The organism is Streptomyces sp. NPDC058375 (genome assembly GCF_042723425.1).
GTDB lineage: Bacteria > Actinomycetota > Actinomycetes > Streptomycetales > Streptomycetaceae > Streptomyces > Streptomyces durocortorensis.
Genome location: NZ_JBHXJG010000150.1, coordinates 1 through 17,737 on the forward strand (window position 1 = coordinate 1; position 17,737 = coordinate 17,737).

The following is a 17,737-nucleotide window of genomic DNA, read 5'->3' on the forward strand; positions in this document are numbered from 1 at the left end:
GCCCGCCGCTGGTCAGGCGGCGGGCGGCGGTGGTCCGGCGTAGATCAGCTGGTGAGGGCGCGGGCCCGGACGAAGACGTCGAGGACCGCCAGGCAGAGCGGGACCAGCGAGAGCAGCACCACGCTCTCGGTCAGGTCGAGGAGGCGGCCCCAGAACGGCGAGAGCCCCTTGCGCGGGATGACCAGGCCGATCGCGGTGAGCAGGGCGGCTCCGGCGGCGACGGCGGCGGAGAGCCAGATCGTACGGATGTCCAGGGCGCCGCGGTCGCCGTAGCGGACCAGCTCGTACAGCAGGTCGGTCGGTGGGTTCAGGGAGAGGCCGAGGACGAGGAGCCCGATGGCCCCGATGCCGGCCACGAGGACGCAGGCGACCTGCGAGGTGTAGCGGAAGAGGCGGGCGCGCAGCAGCATGGCGAGGCCCGCGGTCAGGGCGAGGACCTGGCCCCAGATGTTGTCGGAGAAGCCGAGGACGGCGGCCGAGCCGACGACCACGGCCGCGCAGCCGCCGACGAGTCCGAGGAGCATCTCGTGGCCGCGGCGGGCCTGGGCGGCGATGCGGTCGGCGTCGACGGGCTCCGGGTCGCCTTCGGGGGTGTCCGGGTCGTTGTCGTCGTAGCCGGCCGGAGCGGTGCGCGGCGAGGCGTAGCCGATGGGCAGGCGCGCGAAGCGTGCGGAGAGGCCGGGGAGGAAGGCGACCAGGCCGAGCGCGACCGGAGCGCAGACGGCGGCGGTCTCGGTGGCGGAGGCCTCGGTGAGGATCGCGACGAAGGTGGCCAGCGTGCCGACGGTGGCCAGGAAGGTGGTCGCGACGAAGGGCGCGTCGCCGCTGGGGGTCAGGGCGACCAGGACGACCGAGGCGACCAGCACGGCGACGCAGCCGAGCAGGAACTGCAGCCGGCCCGGTCCCTGCCCGGCGTCCGGGCCGATGATTCCGGAGCCGGCGATGAGGACGAGCGGGAGGGCGCCGAGGCCGAGGGCGACGGCGGTGGAGCGGTCGCCGTAGACCCGGGCGCGTACGCCGGCGAAGGCGGTGAGGAGCAGTCCGGCGGATCCCGCGATGATGCCGGGCAGGCTGTGCATGTCGTGGCGCACCGGGTCGGCGAACCAGATCACGAAGGCCATGAGGACGAGCAGCAGGACGCCGCCGACCAGGCCGGCGCCGCGCAGGAGTTCGTCGCTCCACAGGTGGCGGTCGCGGGTGACGGCGGAGGCGACGGCGTCGGAGACGTCGTCGAAGACCGCGGGCGGCAGCGACTGGCCGAAGGGACGCAGGCTGAGGATCTCGCCGTCGAGGACCTGCTGGGCGCCGAGGGTGCGGGCGCCGTCCAGAACCGTTCCGTCGCGGCGTACGAGGTGGTAGCCGGTGGGTGTTCCGGCGGCCTGGGTCTGGCCCGTGAGACGCAGGATCTCGGGGTAGACGTCGGCGACGGCGATGTCCTCGGGCAGGGCGACGTCGATCCGGCTGTCGGGTGCCACGACGGTGACGCGGCAAAAGCCCGTCGCTGCGGTCGTACTCACGTGTCTGGTCCCCCTGATTCGCGGTTGCGCACGGTGCGCGCGCCACCCTACCGGGAGGGGGCCGGGCACCCTGCAAGTAGGATCGCCGTCGCGCGGACGGAAGTTGTGCGCGCACGCAGCCACGGGGGCGTCGGTGCGGATCAAGACCGGCTTTCCGCCCGTCCGTATCGAGGGATTGATGTTCCGGTGAGCCAGATCGTCGTGAAACGACCTCCGCGGTCCCTGCCGCCGGAAGTACCGGCGGACGAGTTGACGTTGGAGCCGCCTCCGGAGCTGCCGCGCGGGCAGCAGGAGGGCATGCTGATGCAGATCCTGCCGGTGCTCGGCATGGGTTCGTCGGTGGTCTTCTTCTTCTCGCCGCAGGCTCCTCCGTTCATGCGGATCATGGGCGTTCTGATGCTCGTCTCGACGGTCGGCATGGTGGTTGCCCAGCTTGTCCGGTATCGCCGCGGTACGCAGGGGCAAATGGCAGATGTCCGCCGCGACTACCTCAAGTACCTGGCGCAGACGCGGCGCACGGTCCGGCGGACGGCGCGCAAGCAGCGCGATGTGCAGCTGTATCTGCATCCGTCGCCGGAGCAGTTGTGGTCGGTGGTGGCGGAGGGCTCGCGGCTGTGGGAGCGGCGCGTGGGCGACAAGGACTTCGCGCAGGTGCGGATCGGTCTCGGCGCGCAGCAGCTGTCGACGCCGCTGGTCGCCCCGGAGACCGCGCCGGTGGACGAGCTGGAGCCGATGTGCGCCGGTGCGATGCAGAAGTTCCTGGCGGTGCACGGGTCGTTGGACGGGCTGCCGATGGCGGTCTCGATGCGCGCCTTCTACCACGTGACGGTCTCCGGTCATCCGGAGGCGGCGCAGTCCACGGCGCGTTCGATGGTGGCGCAGCTGGTGACGCTGCACTCCCCCGAGGACCTGCTGGTCACGGTGGTGGCGGCCCCGAACGCGGTGGAGCGCTGGGACTGGACGAAGTGGCTGCCGCACGCGCAGGCGCCGGGCGAGATCGACGGAGCCGGTACGAAGCGGCTGTTCGGCGACGACCTCGGTGAGCTGGAGCAGCTGCTGGCGAGCCGTCTGGAGGGCCGGCCGCGGTTCGGGCGGGAGACTCAGCCGGTGCTGGACCAGCCGCATGTCGTGGTGGTCCTGGACGGCGGGATGGTGCCGCCGGACTCGCTGTTCGCGGCGGCCGAGGGGCTGCAGGGCGTGACCATCGTCGAGGTGGTCTCCGGGGATCTGGACGAGCAGCGCGGCGGTCTGTCGGTGGTGGTGCGGCCGGGGCTGCTGCGTCTGGAGTCGGGTGCGGGTCTGGCGTACGAGGGGGTGCCGGACACGATGTCGCTGGCGGCCGCCGAGGCGCTGGCCAGGCAGTTGGCGCCGCTGCGGACGGGCGGGGGCGACGACGACGAGCCGCTGCTGGCGAACCTCGACTTCACGGATCTGCTGAATCTGGGCGACGCCGGTTCGGTCGATGTGACGCGTACCTGGCGGCCCCGGTCGGTGTCGGAGCGGCTGCGGGTGCCGATCGGGGTCGGCGAGGGCGGAGCGCCGGTGATGCTGGACCTCAAGGAGGCCGCGCAGGAGGGCATGGGGCCGCACGGGCTGTGTGTCGGCGCGACGGGTTCCGGCAAGTCGGAGCTGCTGCGGACGCTGGTGCTGGGTCTCGCGGTGACGCACTCGTCGGAGACGCTGAACTTCGTGCTCGCGGACTTCAAGGGCGGTGCGACGTTCGCCGGGATGTCGCAGATGCCGCACGTGGCGGCGGTGATCACGAACCTGGCGGACGACCTGACGCTGGTGGACCGGATGGGCGACGCGATCCGCGGTGAGCTCCAGCGGCGGCAGGAGCTGCTGCGGTCGGCGGGCAACTACGCCAACATCCACGACTACGAGAAGGCGCGGGCGGCGGGCGCGGCGCTGGAGCCGCTGGCCTCGCTGGTGCTGGTGATCGACGAGTTCTCCGAACTCCTCACCGCCAAGCCGGACTTCATCGACATGTTCATCCAGATCGGCCGGATCGGCCGTTCGCTGGGGGTGCATCTGCTGCTGGCCTCGCAGCGTCTGGAGGAGGGCAAGCTGCGCGGTCTGGACACGTATCTGTCGTACCGGATCGGTCTGCGGACCTTCTCGGCGTCGGAGTCGCGTACGGCGCTGGGTGTGCCGGACGCGTACCACCTGCCGTCGGTGCCGGGTTCCGGATATCTCAAGTTCGGTACGGACGAGATGACCCGCTTCAAGGCGGCGTACGTGTCGGGGACGTACCGCACGGGTGGTACGGATCTGTCGGTGGGGCAGCTGTCGGTCGACCGGCGGCCCGCGGTGTTCTCGGCCGCGCCGGTCCCGGTGGTGTACCGGACGCCGGATCCCGAGCTGCTGGCCGCGGAGGCGGCGCGGGCGCAGGCGGAGGACGAGGCGCTGGCGGACACGGTGCTCGATGTGATCGTGCGGCGGCTGGAGGGTCAGGGGGTGCCGGCGCATCAGGTGTGGCTGCCGCCGCTGGACCGGGCGCCGACGATGGACCAGTTGCTGCCGGGGCTCGCGCCGACGGCGGACCGCGGGTTCACCTCGACCGAGTACACGCGTCCGGGCGGGCTGGTCGTGCCGCTGGGCCTGATCGACAAGCCGTTCGAGCAACGGCGTGAGGTGCTGTACCGGGACTTCTCCGGTGCGGCCGGTCATCTGCTGATCGTGGGCGGTCCGCAGTCCGGCAAGTCGACGCTGGCGCGTGCGCTGATCTCGTCGTTCGCGCTCACCCACACCCCGGAGGAGGTGCAGTTCTACGGGCTGGACTTCGGTGGTGGCGGCATGGTCTCGCTGGAGGGGCTGCCGCATGTCGGCGGAATGGCCTCGCGGCTGGATCCCGAGCGGGTGCGGCGTACGGTCGCCGAGGTCGCGGGGATCCTGAACCGGCGCGAGGAGTTCTTCCGCGCCAACTCCATCGACTCCATGAACACCTACCGGCGCAGGCGGGCCCGTGGTGAGCTGCCCGGTGAGGCGTGGGGCGACGTGTTCCTGGTCATCGACGGCTGGAGCGCGTTCCGGACCGAGTACGAGATGCTGGAAGAGGTCGTCACCGATCTCGCCGCGCGCGGCCTCGGGTACGGCATCCACCTGGTCACCACGGCGGCCCGGTACATGGAGATGCGGGCGGCGGTGAAGGACCAGATGCTGGGCCGGCTCGAGCTGCGTCTCGGTGACACCATGGACTCCGAGTTCGACCGCAAGGTCGCGGCGAACGTCCCCGCGGGGGTGCCGGGCCGCGGTCAGGTGCCGGAGAAGCTGCACTTCATGGGTGCGCTGCCGCGTATCGACTCGGTCAGCGACGCGGCGGACCTGTCGGAGGGCACGGAGGCGTTCGTCGCCACGGTGCAGGCCGCCTGGTCGGGCCCGTCGGCGCCGGCCGTACGGCTGCTGCCGCGCATGCTGGGCGCGGACCGGCTGCCGAAGGGGTTCGAGTTCCCGGAGCGGGGCATCGCGATCGGCATCGACGAGACGGCGCTGGAGCCGGTGTTCGTCGACTTCGAGACGGACCCGTTCTTCCTGATCTTCGGCGACAGCGAGTCGGGGAAGACGAACCTGCTGCGGCTGATCGCCAAGCAGATCGCGGAGCGCTACTCCCCCGACGAGGCCAAGCTGGTCGTCGGCGACTACCGCCGGGCGTTGCTGGGCGCGCTGCCGGAGCAGCATCTGCTGGAGTACGCGCCGATGGCGAGCTCGATGGAGATGCACATGGAGGCACTGGCCGGGGTGTTCTCCCGGCGGCAGCCGCCGACGGACGTGACGCCGCAGCAGCTGCGCGACCGCAGCTGGTGGACCGGTCCGCAGATCTTCATCATCGTGGACGACTACGACCTGGTGGCGACGAACGCGGGCAACCCGCTGGCGGCGCTCTCGGAGTACCTGCCGTTCGCCCGGGACACCGGGGTGCGGTTCATCATCGCGCGCAGCTCGGCGGGTGCGTCGCGCGCGATGTACGAGGGGTTCATGCAGCGCATCAAGGAGCTCGGCGCACAGGGTGTGGTGCTCTCCGGCGATCCGGGCGAAGGCGACCTGATCGGCTCGGTGCGCGGCCACGCGATGCCGCCGGGGCGCGGGTACTTCGCCTCGCGGCGGCGCGGGGCGCCGATGGTGCAGATCGGGCGGCTTCCGGAACGGCACTGAGACAGGATCGAGACCGGGGGCCGTACATCGAAGCGATGTACTGGTGCCCGGAGGATGATCCATCGGTGCGTAAGAAGGCCGTACCGGCCGTGACCGGCGGTTAAGCGGAAGGGGATGGTAATGGGTTTCGACGAGGAGTGGGCGCAGCTGCGGGCCGAGGCCACGCAGCGGCAGGCGACGAGCACGCAGCTCAACGGGATTCCCGACGATTCCGGTCCCGGTCTCGGAAACAACGTCCTGGCTTCGACGCCGCAGGAGAAGGCGGCGGCGTCCAGAACGATCCAGGATGAGCTGTTGGGCAGTACCTCCGACGCCGCGAACAAGGCGGACGAATCATCGAAGGCGGCGGCCAAGGAGTTCGCCGACTGGGCCACGGGGCCGGCCATCAAGAAGCTGGACGAGACCTGGGACAAGCAGGTGAAGACCTTGATGAACCGGCTCCAGACCGAGAGGGACGGTCTGAGCGGGACGGCGAAGAACTTCGCCGGGATCGAACTGGATGTCAGGTCCCAGTTCAGTCCGCTCATATCCCGGTACGGCGCGGGGACGTCGGTGGGCGACGGAAAACCGTAGGTCTCAGGGCCCGCGATGGCGGCTTCCTCTCCGCCTTCACCTCCCGGTACGCGCAAGACGAAAGGTCCCCCTCCATGGAACGAACACGGCTCCGGCGCGGCGGCACGCTGAGTGTGCTGCTCGTGGCGGCTCTGCTGACCGGTTGCCAGCAGGACGGCGGCGACGGTGCGTCCGGTACGGCGGCGGACGGGACCGTGAGCGTGTCCTCTCTGCGGGCGGCGGCCGACGAGGTCGGGCCGGACGGAGCGGACGCGTGTCCTCTGCCGTACGACGTAGCCGAGGCGGCGAAGAAGGCCGGACTACCCGGTGAGGCCGGCGACGGCGCCGCTCCCGGCGACGACTCCGACGATCCCGCTGTCACCGCCGAGAGCGGGAGGGATGCAGAGGGACCGGGAGGCTTCGCGGCCAATCCCGGAGCGCTGGTCAGCTGCCTGTTTCACGTGGGCGACCAGACCCTCGGAATCCACACGATCGCTACGGAATCGAAGTCGGCCGAGAACCTGCTGGCACCAATGATCATGACTGCGGGCAGGCTCTCGTCCGATGATCTGGCGTCGTATCTGCAACGGACGGGAGCGGGTGCGCCGGGTGAGGCGGTGGCCACCGAGAACGGCGGCTGCGTGACCGTACGGGTGAAGCCGGCCGACGACGGTGACGCCTCGCTGGTGGTGACGGCCGGCCAAGGCGACAACGCCGGGCCCGGCCGCGAGAAGCTCACCGCCCTCGCGTCGGCGCTGCACGCTCAGCTCGGCTGAACGACCGCCGCCATCGGACGGCCCGGTTACCGCCGTCCGTACGCTTCGACGAACACCGCATCAAGGGGGAGAGATGCTCAGGCGGTGTCGTCACCTACGACTACTCGCAGCTCACGGACGCCGAGCGCGCGGCGACCCGGCACGACCCTGACTACGCGGCGACCATCCGCACGTCCGTGGCGTCTGGTCGAAGGCGCTCGACGACTGCGTCAAGGCGGTGGACGACGCGGACCGGGGAGTGAAGATCGCGCTGGAGGCCGTCACCAAGGACGGGTACGGCGACAAGAACGACAACACGCTCGGCATCGGCTTCAACGCGCACGCGAAGGGTGACGTCGAGGACGACCGCGGAGTGCCGCTGACCCGGGGGCGTAAGGACCCGCGACGCGTGGACTTCCTCAAAAGCGCGGCGGGCACACCCTTGGACGGTTCCCGCTCTCTCTCCTGACGGGCGCCCGGGAGGCGGGTGGCGGGGATAATCTTCAACGGGGCGACGAGCAAGCTCCCGCAGCGCGAGAGAGAGGCAACTGATGGGCACCCAGCAGGAGAAGGACGAGCTGTACGCACTCGACATCTCGGGGGTGGAGTGGCTGAGCGCCCCCGGGACGGAGGAGGCGGAGGAGCGGGTGGAGATCGCTCATCTGCCGGGTGGAGCCGTGGCTATGCGGTCCTCGCTGGACCCCGACACCGTACTGCGCTACACGGAGGCCGAGTGGACCGCCTTCGTGCTGGGGGCGCGGGACGGGGAGTTCGACCTGAAGTAGCCGGTACGGCACGCGAGAGGGGCACGCTCACGGTGGAGCGTGCCCCTCTCTGCCGTCCGCACGCGGTGCGGAGGGTGGTTCAGAACGCCTCGGTGAACAGCCGCGAGGACTTGACGTCCGTGGAACGGTAGCTGTCCTTGCCGTTCTCGATGATCTTGGCGACGACTTCCAGGCGCTGGTGCATGTCGTCGGCACGCTTCTTGTACTTACCCTGGAGGATGACGTACTCGGCGTGCGCCTCACCGTCCCAGGTGCCGGTGACGACCTTGAGGGCGGCGTCCATCTCGTTCAGGTCGTGGGTGATGTTCTTCGAGACCTGGCGGATGCGGTTCGCCATCTCCTGGACGCTTGAGTAACTGACCTTGGTGTTGCTCGGATCCCCGGCCATCGGTGTTCTCCCGTGTGTGCGGTGGTGTGTGTGGTGGGACGGCTCAGATGCCGTTGAGTGCGGAGCTGTTCTTGGCCTTGTTGAACGCCGCGTAGACCTCTTCGTCATTGGCGTTGCTGAGGTTCTTGGTCTGGCCCACGGCGTCCATGAGCACCTGGAGAAGGCGCCGGATGACGTCGTGGTCCTCGTTGACCTTGATCTGCGCGGACGCGAATCCCGCGGCTCCGACACCCGTCCAGCCCGCGCCGGCGGTGGCGAGGATGTCGGCGAGTTCCCGGGACTGCCGGGACACGGCGTTGGCCGTCTCGATGATCTTGTTCTTCGCCTGGATGATCTTGTCGTCGGCCAGTCCGAAGTTGGCCGAGGGGTTGGGCGTGGTCATCCGAGGTCCTCTCTCTCGCTTTCCGGGCCTGCCCGCGCGACGCGGACAGGTTCTCTGTCCCCCGTGTGATCCGGATCAGGAGTGGGGTTCAGGCAGGTCCCTGAGGTGCGCGGTGGTGTTCCCACGCCCCGGACATCGGACTCGGCCACTTCTCGTTCCCCCATCACACACGTGAAGTCTGCTACCACCCTAGCCACTTCGTCATCCGACCCCAACTGCGCTTTATCGGGAGAGAGCTACCTCACCCGTCGTCCCTCTCAGCGCAAACCGCGTCGTCGCCGGACATCGCGGACGACCGTCGCGGTGCCCGCCACGACGGAGACGAGGACGGCCGCGAGGGCGAGCGCGTAGGTGGCGTAGCGCTCGCTGCGCTCCTGCGACGTCTCGGACATGGCCAGGTGGGCGGGCTCGGGGGCCGGGGCCTTGGGCATGGGCGGGTCGGGCTTGGGTGCGGGCTGCGGGATGTCGTCCTTGTCGCCCGCGAGGGCGCGGACCGGGTCGACGACGCCCCATCCGACGAACGGGTCGTGGCCGGTGATGGAGCGTTCGGCGGTCTGCTCGATCCGCGCGATGATCTCGGCGGGCTTCCAGGTCGGGTACTTGGCGACGAGGAGGGCGGCCACTCCGGCGACGTACGGGGCGGAGAAGCTGGTGCCGTTGTCGCTGCACTGTCCGAACCCCGGCACGGTGGAGACGATGTCGACGCCCGGTGCGGCGACTCCGACGAACTCGCCGGACTGCGAGAAGGCGGCCCGCTCGTTGTTGCGGTCGGAGGAGGCTACGGCGAGGACTCCGTCGAAGGCCGCCGGGTAGGTGTCCTTCTGCTTGCCGTCGATGCCGTCGTTGCCCGCCGACGCGACGACCACGATGCCCGCCCCGACCGCCCGTGCCACCGCCCTGCCGAGGGCCGAGTCGGCGGTCAGCGGTTTGGTGGTGTCCTGCGAGATGTTGATGACATCGGCCTTCTTGGCGATCGCGTGGTCGATCGCGGTGGCCATGGTGGTGTCCTTGCCGCTGTTCTTCTCGTCGTTCTGCCGGATCGGGATGATGGTGGCCTCGGGAGCCAGGCCGACGAATCCGGTGCCCTTGGCGGGGCGTGCGGCGATGATGCCGGCGACCTTCGTACCGTGCCCGATCGTGTCGCCGGTGCCGTCCGCCTTGCCGCCCTTGAGGAGGTTGCGTCCGGCACGCGTGTCGACGGCCGGCTTGAGCTGCGGATTGGCGTTGTCGACGCCGGTGTCGATGACCGCGACCCGGACGCCCTTGCCCTTGGTGTCCTGCCACAGCTCGTCGAGCAGGACGCGCTGGAGCGACCAGGGCCGTCCCTCGAACTGCTCCTTCATCGGGAAGGAGCACTCGCCGGTGCCGTCGATCCCGAGGCCCGCGGCGCCGGGGCCTTCGGCGGCGTAGGCGGCGTGCGGCACGGCCAGGACCGCCAGTGCGGCGGCCGCCACCACCGGGAGCCGTGCGGTCATCCGGTCCAACATCTGTTCCTCTCCCCCGAGTTGTACGGTATCGCGCGTCCGGCTCGTCGGCCGGTCAGGAGCCCTGCGGCTGGCGGGCGCTGTTGGTGTCGAGCCGCGGCCCCTTGGACAGCCAGTCCGACCACTCGATCGGGACGAGCGCGGGTGTCACCTTCTCGTAGCCGAGGCGGATCTGGGCCTGGCTGGGCTCGGGCCGGCCGTCCTGGGTCTTCTGGCCTCCGGTGCCGATGTCGGAGCGCTCGGCGTCGCTGTCGCCGTTGGCCTGTACGGCGTACCGCAGTCCGGTGTCGGTGATCAGGAACAGTGAGCCGTCCGGCCGCGTCTGGCCGGTCCGCATCTGCGTGTAGAGGAGACCACTGCCCGGGGTGACGTAGGTGCTGGTGCCGCCGGCGTTGATGTCGGCCGGGTAGGAGGTGCCGGCCCAGGTGGTCAGCGTGGTGCGGCCGCGCTCGTCGACCTTGGTGAGCACGTTGCAGATGGTGTCCCGACTGCCTTCGCCACCGGCCGAGTTGACCTGGGTCGCCTTCCGCTCCGGCCAGCGCGCGCCCTGCCCGGCGAACGTCGAGCCGTCCGGTACGAAGTCCTGGAGGCCGACCGCGCGGGCCTCGCTGTTGAGGTTCAGCTCGGCGGTCTGCGGCGAGTTGATGAGCAGCCAGGCGGTGAACTCGGAGATCGGCTGGACCTTGCGCTCCAGGACCACGTAGTGCTGGGTGCCTTCTCCGGTACGGGTCTTGAGCACCATGCCGATCTTGTTCTCCTCGGCGGAGAGCTGTCCTTGGACGCCGGCCGGCGCGCCGATGTCACCGGGGATCTGCGGGAAGGCCACCGGGGTGCCTTCGTGGAGGGTCGCGAGCCAGTCGTCGGTGACGGACTGCGGCGTGCGGCTGCCGACGAGCGCGTTGGTGAGGATGCCGTTGTCGTCGGCGGTCTCGTTCACCAGGTACTTGGTGCCGGTCGCGTCGACGAGGTAGCGGGCCTTGCCCTTCTGGCCCTGGACGTACAGCACCTGGCCGCCGCTGAGCTGCTTCTTGCCCTCGGTGAGCTTGTGGTCGCGGCCCGCGAAGACGAACGCCGCCTTCTGCACGGTGTTGCCCTTGCCGCCCGGCTGTACGCAGACGGCCCAGCGCTTGGCGGCGCCGGCGTCGGTCGACTCCGGCAGCCGGTCAGGCGCGTACGGAATGCCGAGGATCGGGCCGCGCGGCGGCTTGCCCGCGTCCAGGATGCTGTCGGCGACCTGGATGACGCCGAACTCCTGCGGTGTGAGCAGGAGGCGGGCCGAGGCGAGGTTGAGCACGGGGTGGAGGAGGTTCTTGCGGTCCTTGCCCTTGCCGGTCGGAAGCACCACGTAACGGGTGGTGGACTTCTTGCCGACGATCACCTTGGATCCGGCCTTGTCCCAGTCCTTGGGAGCGGTCGGCTTGAACATGCCCCAGGCGCCGAACCCCGCCAGCACCAGCGCACCGACGATCAGGCTGGGAACGACGGCGCGCAACGGCCGCGGAGCGCCTTCCTCGGTACCGGTGGCCGACGGTTGGAGGAATGCGGCGACCGTGCGCTTCTTCGCAAAGGTGTACGCGTTGAGCTCGTCCCGCCGTGATGCCATGACTCTGTCTGTCTCCCGTGTCTCCCCGCGCGGCCGGGAAGCGGGCGATGCCGTCGTTCCCGTGCCGGACCCCGGATGCCGGATCCTGCTGCCGGACCGGCCCCTACTATGCCTGCTGATGCCCGGCCGCGGTGGGCCGGGTAGGGTGATCCAGCCCCCAAGCCCCCGGCGGGGCAGGGGCGATCGGGTTGACTTGGGGCCTTACGAACGGGGGAATGCCGGAATGATGGCATCCGCAACGCGGACACGTCAGGCCGGGCGCAGGGCCTCCTCGGGGGCCCGGGGAGCAGGGGGGCCACTGGCGGGACGCCGGGGTTCCGGCTCCGCCGCCCGGGGCCCGTCGGGCACTCGTGGCGGGACCGGCACCGGGGCCGCCCCACGGCTGGACGGACGTGCCGGACAGTTCGGCCTGTTCCGATTGCAACAGCTCGTACTCATCGAAATCGCCGCCGGTCTGCTGCTCGCCGCCTGGGTGATCGATCCGCTGCTGCTCGCCCCGGCCGGGGTGGTCGCGGCGGTACTGGTGCTGCTGGCCGTGGTCCGCCGACACCGCCGGTCGCTGCCGGAGTGGCTGAGCACCGTCATCGCGCTGCGGGCCCGTACCCGCCGGGCGGCCTCGTTGATACTGCCCCCGGACACCGAGCCGGGGCTCGCGCCGGCCGTCGAGTGCGATCCGGCGCTGCGCACGCGGTCCTTCAGCGACGGCGACCGGCGGCCGGTCGGGATCATCGGCGACGGCACGTTCGTCACGACGGTCGTGCAGGTCGAGTCGGACGCCACCGCCCTGCGGCCCGACCGCTCGGCCCAGCCGCTGCCGTTGACGCTGATCCGGGACGTGCTGGAGGTCGACGGCATCCGGCTGGAGTCCGCACAGGTCGTCCAGCACACCCAGCCCGCTCCCGCCCCGCACCTCCCGCCGCAGTCCGTCGCGGCGCGCAACTACGCGCCGTTGCAGGCCCAGACCGGTTCCCCCGCGCTGCGGATCACCTGGATCGCCCTGAAGGTCGACCCGGAGCTGTGCCCGGAGGCCGTGGCGGCGCGCGGCGGCGGCATCGTCGGCGCCCAGAAGTGCGCGGTACGGGTGGCGGACCAGCTGGCGAGCCGGCTCACCGGCGCGGGGTTCCGGGCGACGGTGCTCACCGAGCAGGAGCTGACGTCCGCCATCGCCACGTCGGCCTGCGTCAGCCCGATGGCGATGACGCACGCCAGCCGCGCCGAGACGCCGGGCCGGCGGACCCGGGAGACGGCGCGCACCTGGCGCTGCGACGACCGGCGGCACACCACCTACTGGGTGGCGCGCTGGCCGCAGTTGGGCGGCGGCGGTGCGTCGATGCCGCAGCTCGTGGCACTGCTCACCTCGCTCCCGGCGCTGGCCACCACGTTCAGCCTGACGCTCGCGCCGGGCAACCGCTCCGAGGTCTCGGTCACCGGCCATGTCCGGATCACCGGCCGCAGCGACGAGGAACTCGTCGCCGCGCGCCATGAGTTGGAGCGCACCGCACGCGGCGTGAAGACGTCCCTGGTGCGGCTGGACCGCGAACAGCTGCCCGGCGTCCTCGCCACGCTGCCGCTGGGCGGAACCCGCTGATGCCGGCGGCGAAGAAGACGGCGAAGACGGCCGCGACAGTGAACGAGACCGTGAAGACGGCGAAGAAGCGCACGGCCATGGTCACCGGGACGTACGGGAGCAGGTACTGATGTCCACTCCGACGAGGCCCACCCGGCCGGGCGGCCCCGCCCGGCGCGGATTCGGGCTGATCGGCCCCCGCCGCGGCCGTCACGCGGTCTCCCTCGACGAGCTGGCCTCGCTGGGACTGCCGGTGGGCGACGACGGCACGGTGATCGGGGTCGACGCCGAGGGCCGCCCCGCCGTTCTCGGCATCAACCGGCCCACCCCGTACGAGGTCACTCTGATCGGCGGCATCTGGACCGCGCAGGTCCTGGCGCTGCGCGCCGCCGCGACCGGGGCCCGGATCGCGGTGGAGACGGGCCGGGGCCAGGCCTGGACCTCGCTCGCGCAGGCGGCGGGCGGCGGGCAGCCGTGCATCTCGCTGCACGACGTCGGCCGGGTGCCGCCGCAGGGCGCTTCCGCCGGTTCGCCGGTGGTGGTGGTGCGCGACTGCGGGATGCGGCCGCCGCGCGGCCGGGTGGTCTCGGGGCCGTGGCAGTCCGTGGTGACGCTGCTCCCCTATCTCAGCCCGGTGGCTCCGCGGCTGATGAAGAAGTCGGCGCTGGTCGGCATCCAGCGGGTCTCTCCGGACGAGGCGGCGCAGATCGGCCGGATCATGAACCTCTCGCCGGCCGAGGCCCAGGCGCTGTCCACCCTGGCCGACGGCGTCACCCTGTGGTGCTCGGACCGGGACCGCCAGTTCGTGATGACCCAGGCCACGGACGCCGAATCCGGGCTGCTGGGCGCCGCGCGCCGGATGGACTGAGTGGTCCCGGGCCTCCGCTCCGGCCCGGAGACGCCCACCCCTCTCCCCGATCGACTTGTGCGGGTCCTGTGGGGAACTTTGCGCACGTGTGCCGCTCTTGGCCCGTTCTCGTACCGTCCCTGTTCACTCCTGGTCGGCCGGTGACGTAACGGACAGGTTGAGCGATGCCGAACGCCCTGCCTGAGTTCACCGGATGGCGATTAGGGTGGGTGGGGCGCGGCAGAGGAAACCTGCGAGCAGGTGATGCGCGTCGCAAGGGGGAGAGCCGGGCGGACCGGTACATCGGGAACGGTCGCCCCCACCCACCACGGCACAAGGGTGCTCGACCACACCAGGAGGCAAAGTGAACGGCGATCGGGACGAGATCCGCGGCGGATGGGACCTGCCCGTCGACGAGTCGTCCGACGCGGATCCCGCCGAGATGACGGGTGAGTTCACCATCGACTACACCCCTCCCGCCTGGTACACGCAGAACGCGGCGGGGGACTCGTCGGGGGGAGCGGGCTCGCACCTGGCGCCCCCTCCGCCGCCGGTCGGGGCGCCCGTGGCCGCGCCCGACCTGTCGGCTCCGCCCGGCGGCTTCGACCCCAACTGGGCGCCCGCACCGCCGGCGCCGCCCGCACCGGCCGGGCCGGTCGCCCCCGCGGCTCCGGAGGCCCCGGTCTCCCCGGCCGCCCCTGTCTCTCCGGCCGCACCTGGCTCTCCCGCCGCACCGGCCGCCTCCGCCGCGCCGGTCTCTTCCGCCGCATCGGAGACGCCGCACGCGCAGACTCCGGCCCCGCCGGGGCCGAGCGCTCCGGCGGCTTCGGCCGCTTCGTCCGGGCAGGGCGGGGATGCCGGTCCGTTCGGCAGCGGCGATGTGGAGAGCGGCGCGACGATGCGCTTCTCGCCCGCCGCGCTCAAGCGGGAGATCGCGGAGCGCGAGGCGGAGGCCAAGGCCGGGTCCGCGTCCGGGGCCTCCGCCCAGTCCGGTTCCGAGTCCGGTTCCGGACCTGCCGCTGAAGGTGCGGCCGACGCCGGGGCGAAGGACGAGGGGAAGGCCGACGCCCTCGCCTCCGGTACGGACGCCGAGGACGCGTCCCCGTCCGGTACGTCCTCCGAGTCGGCTGCCTCCCTTACCTCGCCCGGCGACACGGACTCCGCAGCCTCCTCCCGTACGGACCGTACGGACCGTACGGACGCGGGCGCCGCGGATTCCGAGGGCGGTGACGCGGCCGGGGCCGGCATCGTCGAGGCCTCGGGGCCCGTAGACGTAACGGCCGCCGATGCCGTTCCGGGGTCGAGCACGCAGGACGCCGGTCCCCAGGACGCCGCCCCGCAGGACGCGTCGCCGCCGAGTGCCGATGCCCCGCAGGACGCTGCCGCACCGGTGCCGTGGTCGCCGCCCGCGCAGGGCGGTGCGCTGCCGCCGCTGCCGCCCGCGTTCCAGCCGGCCACTCCGGCGCCCTCCGCACCGCAGCCCGCGGCGCAGTGGCCCGGTGCCGCCCCGGCGAACGAGGCGCCCGGCGGCTACGGCTTCCCGCAGGCGGCCCAGGCACCTCACACACCTCAGCCTCCGCAGGCGCTCCAGCCGCCGACGCCCCAGGCGCCTCAGCCGCCGCACCAGCAGCAGCCGTTCCCCGGTCAGCCCGGCCATCCGGGCCCGGGCCCCGGCGCACCGCTGCCGCCGCAGGCGCACCCTCAGTCCCCCCAGGACGCGGGCGGTTACGGCTTCCCGCCGCAGGGCGGTTACGGCTTCCCGCAAACCGGTCAGCCCGGACAGCCCGGACAGCAGGGCGGTTACGGCTTCCCGCAGACCGGCCGGCCCGGACCCGCACCCCAGCAGGGCCGGCCCGGCGAGACGCCCATCGCACCGCAGCCCAACGCGCCCTTCCCGGCCCAGGGCACCCCGAACCTCCCCGCGCCCGTCGCCCCGCAGCATCATCAGCAGCAGCAGCAGCCGGAGGCGTACGGGCAGCAGCCCCCGGCCCAGGCCCAGCCGCCGCACCAGCAGCAGCCCGTCGACCCGCGTACGGGCGCAGCCTGGCCCACCCCGGTCGCGCACGACCAGCGCGAGCGGTCGGTGCCCGGCGCCCCGCTCGGGTACACCGCGGCCGTCGAGCTCTCCTCCGACCGGCTGGTTCGGGGCAAGCAGAAGGCCAAGAGCAGCCGTAACCCCTCCGCCGCCTCCCGGTTCAAGCTGGGCGGCAAGAAGGAGGAGGCCGAGCGGCTGCGCAAGCTGGAGCTGATCCGCACGCCGGTGCTCTCCTGCTACCGCATCGCCGTCATCAGCCTCAAGGGCGGCGTGGGCAAGACGACCACGACCACCGCCCTCGGCTCGACGCTGGCCACCGAGCGGCAGGACAAGATCCTCGCCATCGACGCCAACCCGGACGCCGGTACGCTCGGCCGCCGTGTGCGCCGCGAGACCGGGGCGACCATCCGCGACCTGGTCCAGGCGATCCCGTACCTCAACTCGTACATGGACATCCGCCGGTTCACCTCGCAGGCGCCCTCCGGTCTGGAGATCATCGCCAACGACGTGGACCCGGCCGTCTCGACGACGTTCAACGACGAGGACTACCGGCGCGCGATCGAGGTGCTCGGCAAGCAGTACCCGATCATCCTCACCGACTCCGGCACCGGGCTCCTCTACAGCGCGATGCGCGGGGTCCTCGACCTCGCCGACCAGCTGATCATCATCTCGACCCCCTCGGTCGACGGGGCCTCCAGCGCCTCCACGACCCTGGACTGGCTCTCGGCGCACGGGTACGCGGACCTGGTGCAGCGTTCGCTCACCGTCATCTCGGGTGTCCGCGAGACCGGCAAGATGATCAAGGTGGACGACATCGTGCAGCACTTCGAGACGCGCTGCCGCGGTGTCGTCGTCGTGCCGTTCGACGAGCACCTGGCCGCGGGCGCCGAGGTCGACCTCGACATGATGCGGCCCAAGACCCGTGAGGCGTACTTCCACCTCTCGGCGCTGGTCGCCGAGGACTTCGCGCGGGCCCAGCAGCAGCAGGGGCTGTGGACGGCGGACGGCCAGAACCCGCCGCCGCAGTACGCCCCGCCGATGCCAGGACAGCAGGGCTACCCGGGACAGAGCCAGCCGATGCCGGGCCGGCCGGGCGGACCCGGCCAGCCCGGACAGCCCGCGGCAGGGCAGCCGATCCCCGGCCAGCAGATCCCGGGTCAGCAGCCGTACGCGCCCCAGCAGCCCGGCCCCGGCCAGCCCTACCCGCAGCAGGCCCCGCAGCCGCAGCACCCGCAGCACCCCGGGCAGCCCCAGCAGGGCCAGCCGGGGCAGCAGCCCTACAGCGGTCAGCCCTACGGCGGGCAGCCGCCGTACGGGGGATATCAGACGGCCGGTCAGCCGGGAGCGCCCCAGGCCCCCTACCCGCCGCAGGAGGCGCCGGGCGGACCGCAGAACGGGTGGCAGCAGTCGCCTCCCCCGCAGGCCGGGCCCGGTACGCCCGGGGCCGGGGTGCCGCAGCAGGGGCAGCCGGAGCAGCAGGGCGGCCAGGCCAACCCGGCAGGCCAGCCCGATCTGCAGGGTCCGGTGCCGCCCGCCGGCTGGCAGCAGACGCCTCCGCAGCCGCCGCCGGCAGCGCAGCAGTAGGCCGGCGGCAGGGCCGCCGAAACGGCCAAAGTGGTTTAGACCAATGAGGGCTCGCATCGCTCCCGGGGTGCGAGCCCTTCCGCATT

13 protein-coding genes are annotated in these 17,737 nt (G+C 71.7%); 8 read left to right on the forward strand and 5 right to left on the reverse strand.

Annotated features, from left to right (window positions below):
- Positions 1–44: 44 nt before the first annotated feature.
- The gene (gene eccD / locus ACFWM7_RS22650) at positions 45–1,517 is read right to left on the reverse strand and encodes a type VII secretion integral membrane protein EccD (RefSeq protein WP_383263300.1); all 1,473 of its coding nucleotides are present in this window, start codon (positions 1,515–1,517) and stop codon (positions 45–47) included.
- A gap of 186 nt (positions 1,518–1,703) precedes the next feature.
- Here eccD and eccCa point away from each other — a divergent pair, with 186 nt between their 5' ends.
- The 5 genes from eccCa (at position 1,704) to ACFWM7_RS22675 (ending at position 7,761) form a co-directional block, all read left to right on the forward strand.
- Entirely contained in the window at positions 1,704–5,669 is a 3,966-nt protein-coding gene (gene eccCa, locus ACFWM7_RS22655; RefSeq protein WP_383263302.1) for a type VII secretion protein EccCa, read from the forward strand.
- A 120-nt stretch (positions 5,670–5,789) separates the two neighbouring features.
- Positions 5,790–6,242 (forward strand): hypothetical protein, encoded by a 453-nt coding sequence (locus tag ACFWM7_RS22660; protein ID WP_383263304.1) that lies wholly within the window; start codon positions 5,790–5,792, stop codon positions 6,240–6,242.
- Positions 6,243–6,316: 74 nt separating this feature from the next.
- Positions 6,317–6,997, forward strand: a complete 681-nt coding sequence (locus ACFWM7_RS22665) for a hypothetical protein (protein ID WP_383263305.1) — start codon at positions 6,317–6,319, stop codon at positions 6,995–6,997.
- 217 nt (positions 6,998–7,214) lie between these two features.
- Complete coding sequence (locus tag ACFWM7_RS22670; protein ID WP_383263307.1) at positions 7,215–7,445, forward strand: hypothetical protein; 231 nt, start codon at positions 7,215–7,217, stop codon at positions 7,443–7,445.
- An 82-nt stretch (positions 7,446–7,527) separates the two neighbouring features.
- Positions 7,528–7,761, forward strand: coding sequence for a DUF397 domain-containing protein (locus ACFWM7_RS22675; protein WP_030085280.1), 234 nt, complete (start codon positions 7,528–7,530; stop codon positions 7,759–7,761).
- 79 nt (positions 7,762–7,840) lie between these two features.
- Here the strand turns inward: ACFWM7_RS22675 and ACFWM7_RS22680 are convergent, their stop codons facing one another.
- The 4 genes from ACFWM7_RS22680 to eccB all read right to left on the reverse strand — a co-directional run bounded on the left by ACFWM7_RS22680 (position 7,841) and on the right by eccB (position 11,618).
- Positions 7,841–8,149, reverse strand: coding sequence for a WXG100 family type VII secretion target (locus ACFWM7_RS22680; protein ID WP_383263308.1), 309 nt, complete (start codon positions 8,147–8,149; stop codon positions 7,841–7,843).
- Between the two features lie 43 nt (positions 8,150–8,192).
- Positions 8,193–8,531 (reverse strand): hypothetical protein, encoded by a 339-nt coding sequence (locus ACFWM7_RS22685; RefSeq protein WP_383263309.1) that lies wholly within the window; start codon positions 8,529–8,531, stop codon positions 8,193–8,195.
- Between the two features lie 257 nt (positions 8,532–8,788).
- Positions 8,789–10,018 carry a type VII secretion-associated serine protease mycosin gene (gene mycP, locus ACFWM7_RS22690; protein WP_383263310.1) on the reverse strand — a complete coding sequence of 410 codons (1,230 nt, stop codon included), beginning with the start codon at positions 10,016–10,018 and terminating at the stop codon, positions 8,789–8,791.
- A 52-nt stretch (positions 10,019–10,070) separates the two neighbouring features.
- On the reverse strand, positions 10,071–11,618 hold the full coding sequence (gene eccB, locus ACFWM7_RS22695; RefSeq protein WP_383263312.1) for a type VII secretion protein EccB: 1,548 nt from the start codon (positions 11,616–11,618) through the stop codon (positions 10,071–10,073).
- Positions 11,619–11,844: 226 nt separating this feature from the next.
- Here eccB and eccE point away from each other — a divergent pair, with 226 nt between their 5' ends.
- The 3 genes from eccE to ACFWM7_RS22710 all read left to right on the forward strand — a co-directional run bounded on the left by eccE (position 11,845) and on the right by ACFWM7_RS22710 (position 17,651).
- A complete protein-coding gene (gene eccE / locus ACFWM7_RS22700) occupies positions 11,845–13,206 on the forward strand; it encodes a type VII secretion protein EccE (RefSeq protein WP_383263317.1) in 1,362 nt (453 codons plus the stop codon).
- Positions 13,207–13,315: 109 nt separating this feature from the next.
- Complete coding sequence (locus tag ACFWM7_RS22705) at positions 13,316–14,053, forward strand: hypothetical protein (protein ID WP_383263314.1); 738 nt, start codon at positions 13,316–13,318, stop codon at positions 14,051–14,053.
- A 343-nt stretch (positions 14,054–14,396) separates the two neighbouring features.
- On the forward strand, positions 14,397–17,651 hold the full coding sequence (locus ACFWM7_RS22710) for an SCO5717 family growth-regulating ATPase (RefSeq protein ID WP_383263315.1): 3,255 nt from the start codon (positions 14,397–14,399) through the stop codon (positions 17,649–17,651).
- Positions 17,652–17,737 lie beyond the last annotated feature (86 nt).

Bases quoted from the DNA above. Each gene is read 5' to 3' on its own strand.
- eccB (WP_383263312.1), bottom strand. From the start codon at position 11,618: ATGGCATCACGGCGGGACGAGCTCAACGCGTACACCTTTGCGAAGAAG.
- ACFWM7_RS22675 (WP_030085280.1), top strand. From the start codon at position 7,528: ATGGGCACCCAGCAGGAGAAGGACGAGCTGTACGCACTCGACATCTCG.
- ACFWM7_RS22660 (WP_383263304.1), top strand. From the start codon at position 5,790: ATGGGTTTCGACGAGGAGTGGGCGCAGCTGCGGGCCGAGGCCACGCAG.
- ACFWM7_RS22705 (WP_383263314.1), top strand. From the start codon at position 13,316: ATGTCCACTCCGACGAGGCCCACCCGGCCGGGCGGCCCCGCCCGGCGC.
- mycP (WP_383263310.1), bottom strand. From the start codon at position 10,018: ATGTTGGACCGGATGACCGCACGGCTCCCGGTGGTGGCGGCCGCCGCA.
- eccE (WP_383263317.1), top strand. From the start codon at position 11,845: ATGGCATCCGCAACGCGGACACGTCAGGCCGGGCGCAGGGCCTCCTCG.
- ACFWM7_RS22685 (WP_383263309.1), bottom strand. From the start codon at position 8,531: ATGACCACGCCCAACCCCTCGGCCAACTTCGGACTGGCCGACGACAAG.
- ACFWM7_RS22665 (WP_383263305.1), top strand. From the start codon at position 6,317: ATGGAACGAACACGGCTCCGGCGCGGCGGCACGCTGAGTGTGCTGCTC.
- ACFWM7_RS22680 (WP_383263308.1), bottom strand. From the start codon at position 8,149: ATGGCCGGGGATCCGAGCAACACCAAGGTCAGTTACTCAAGCGTCCAG.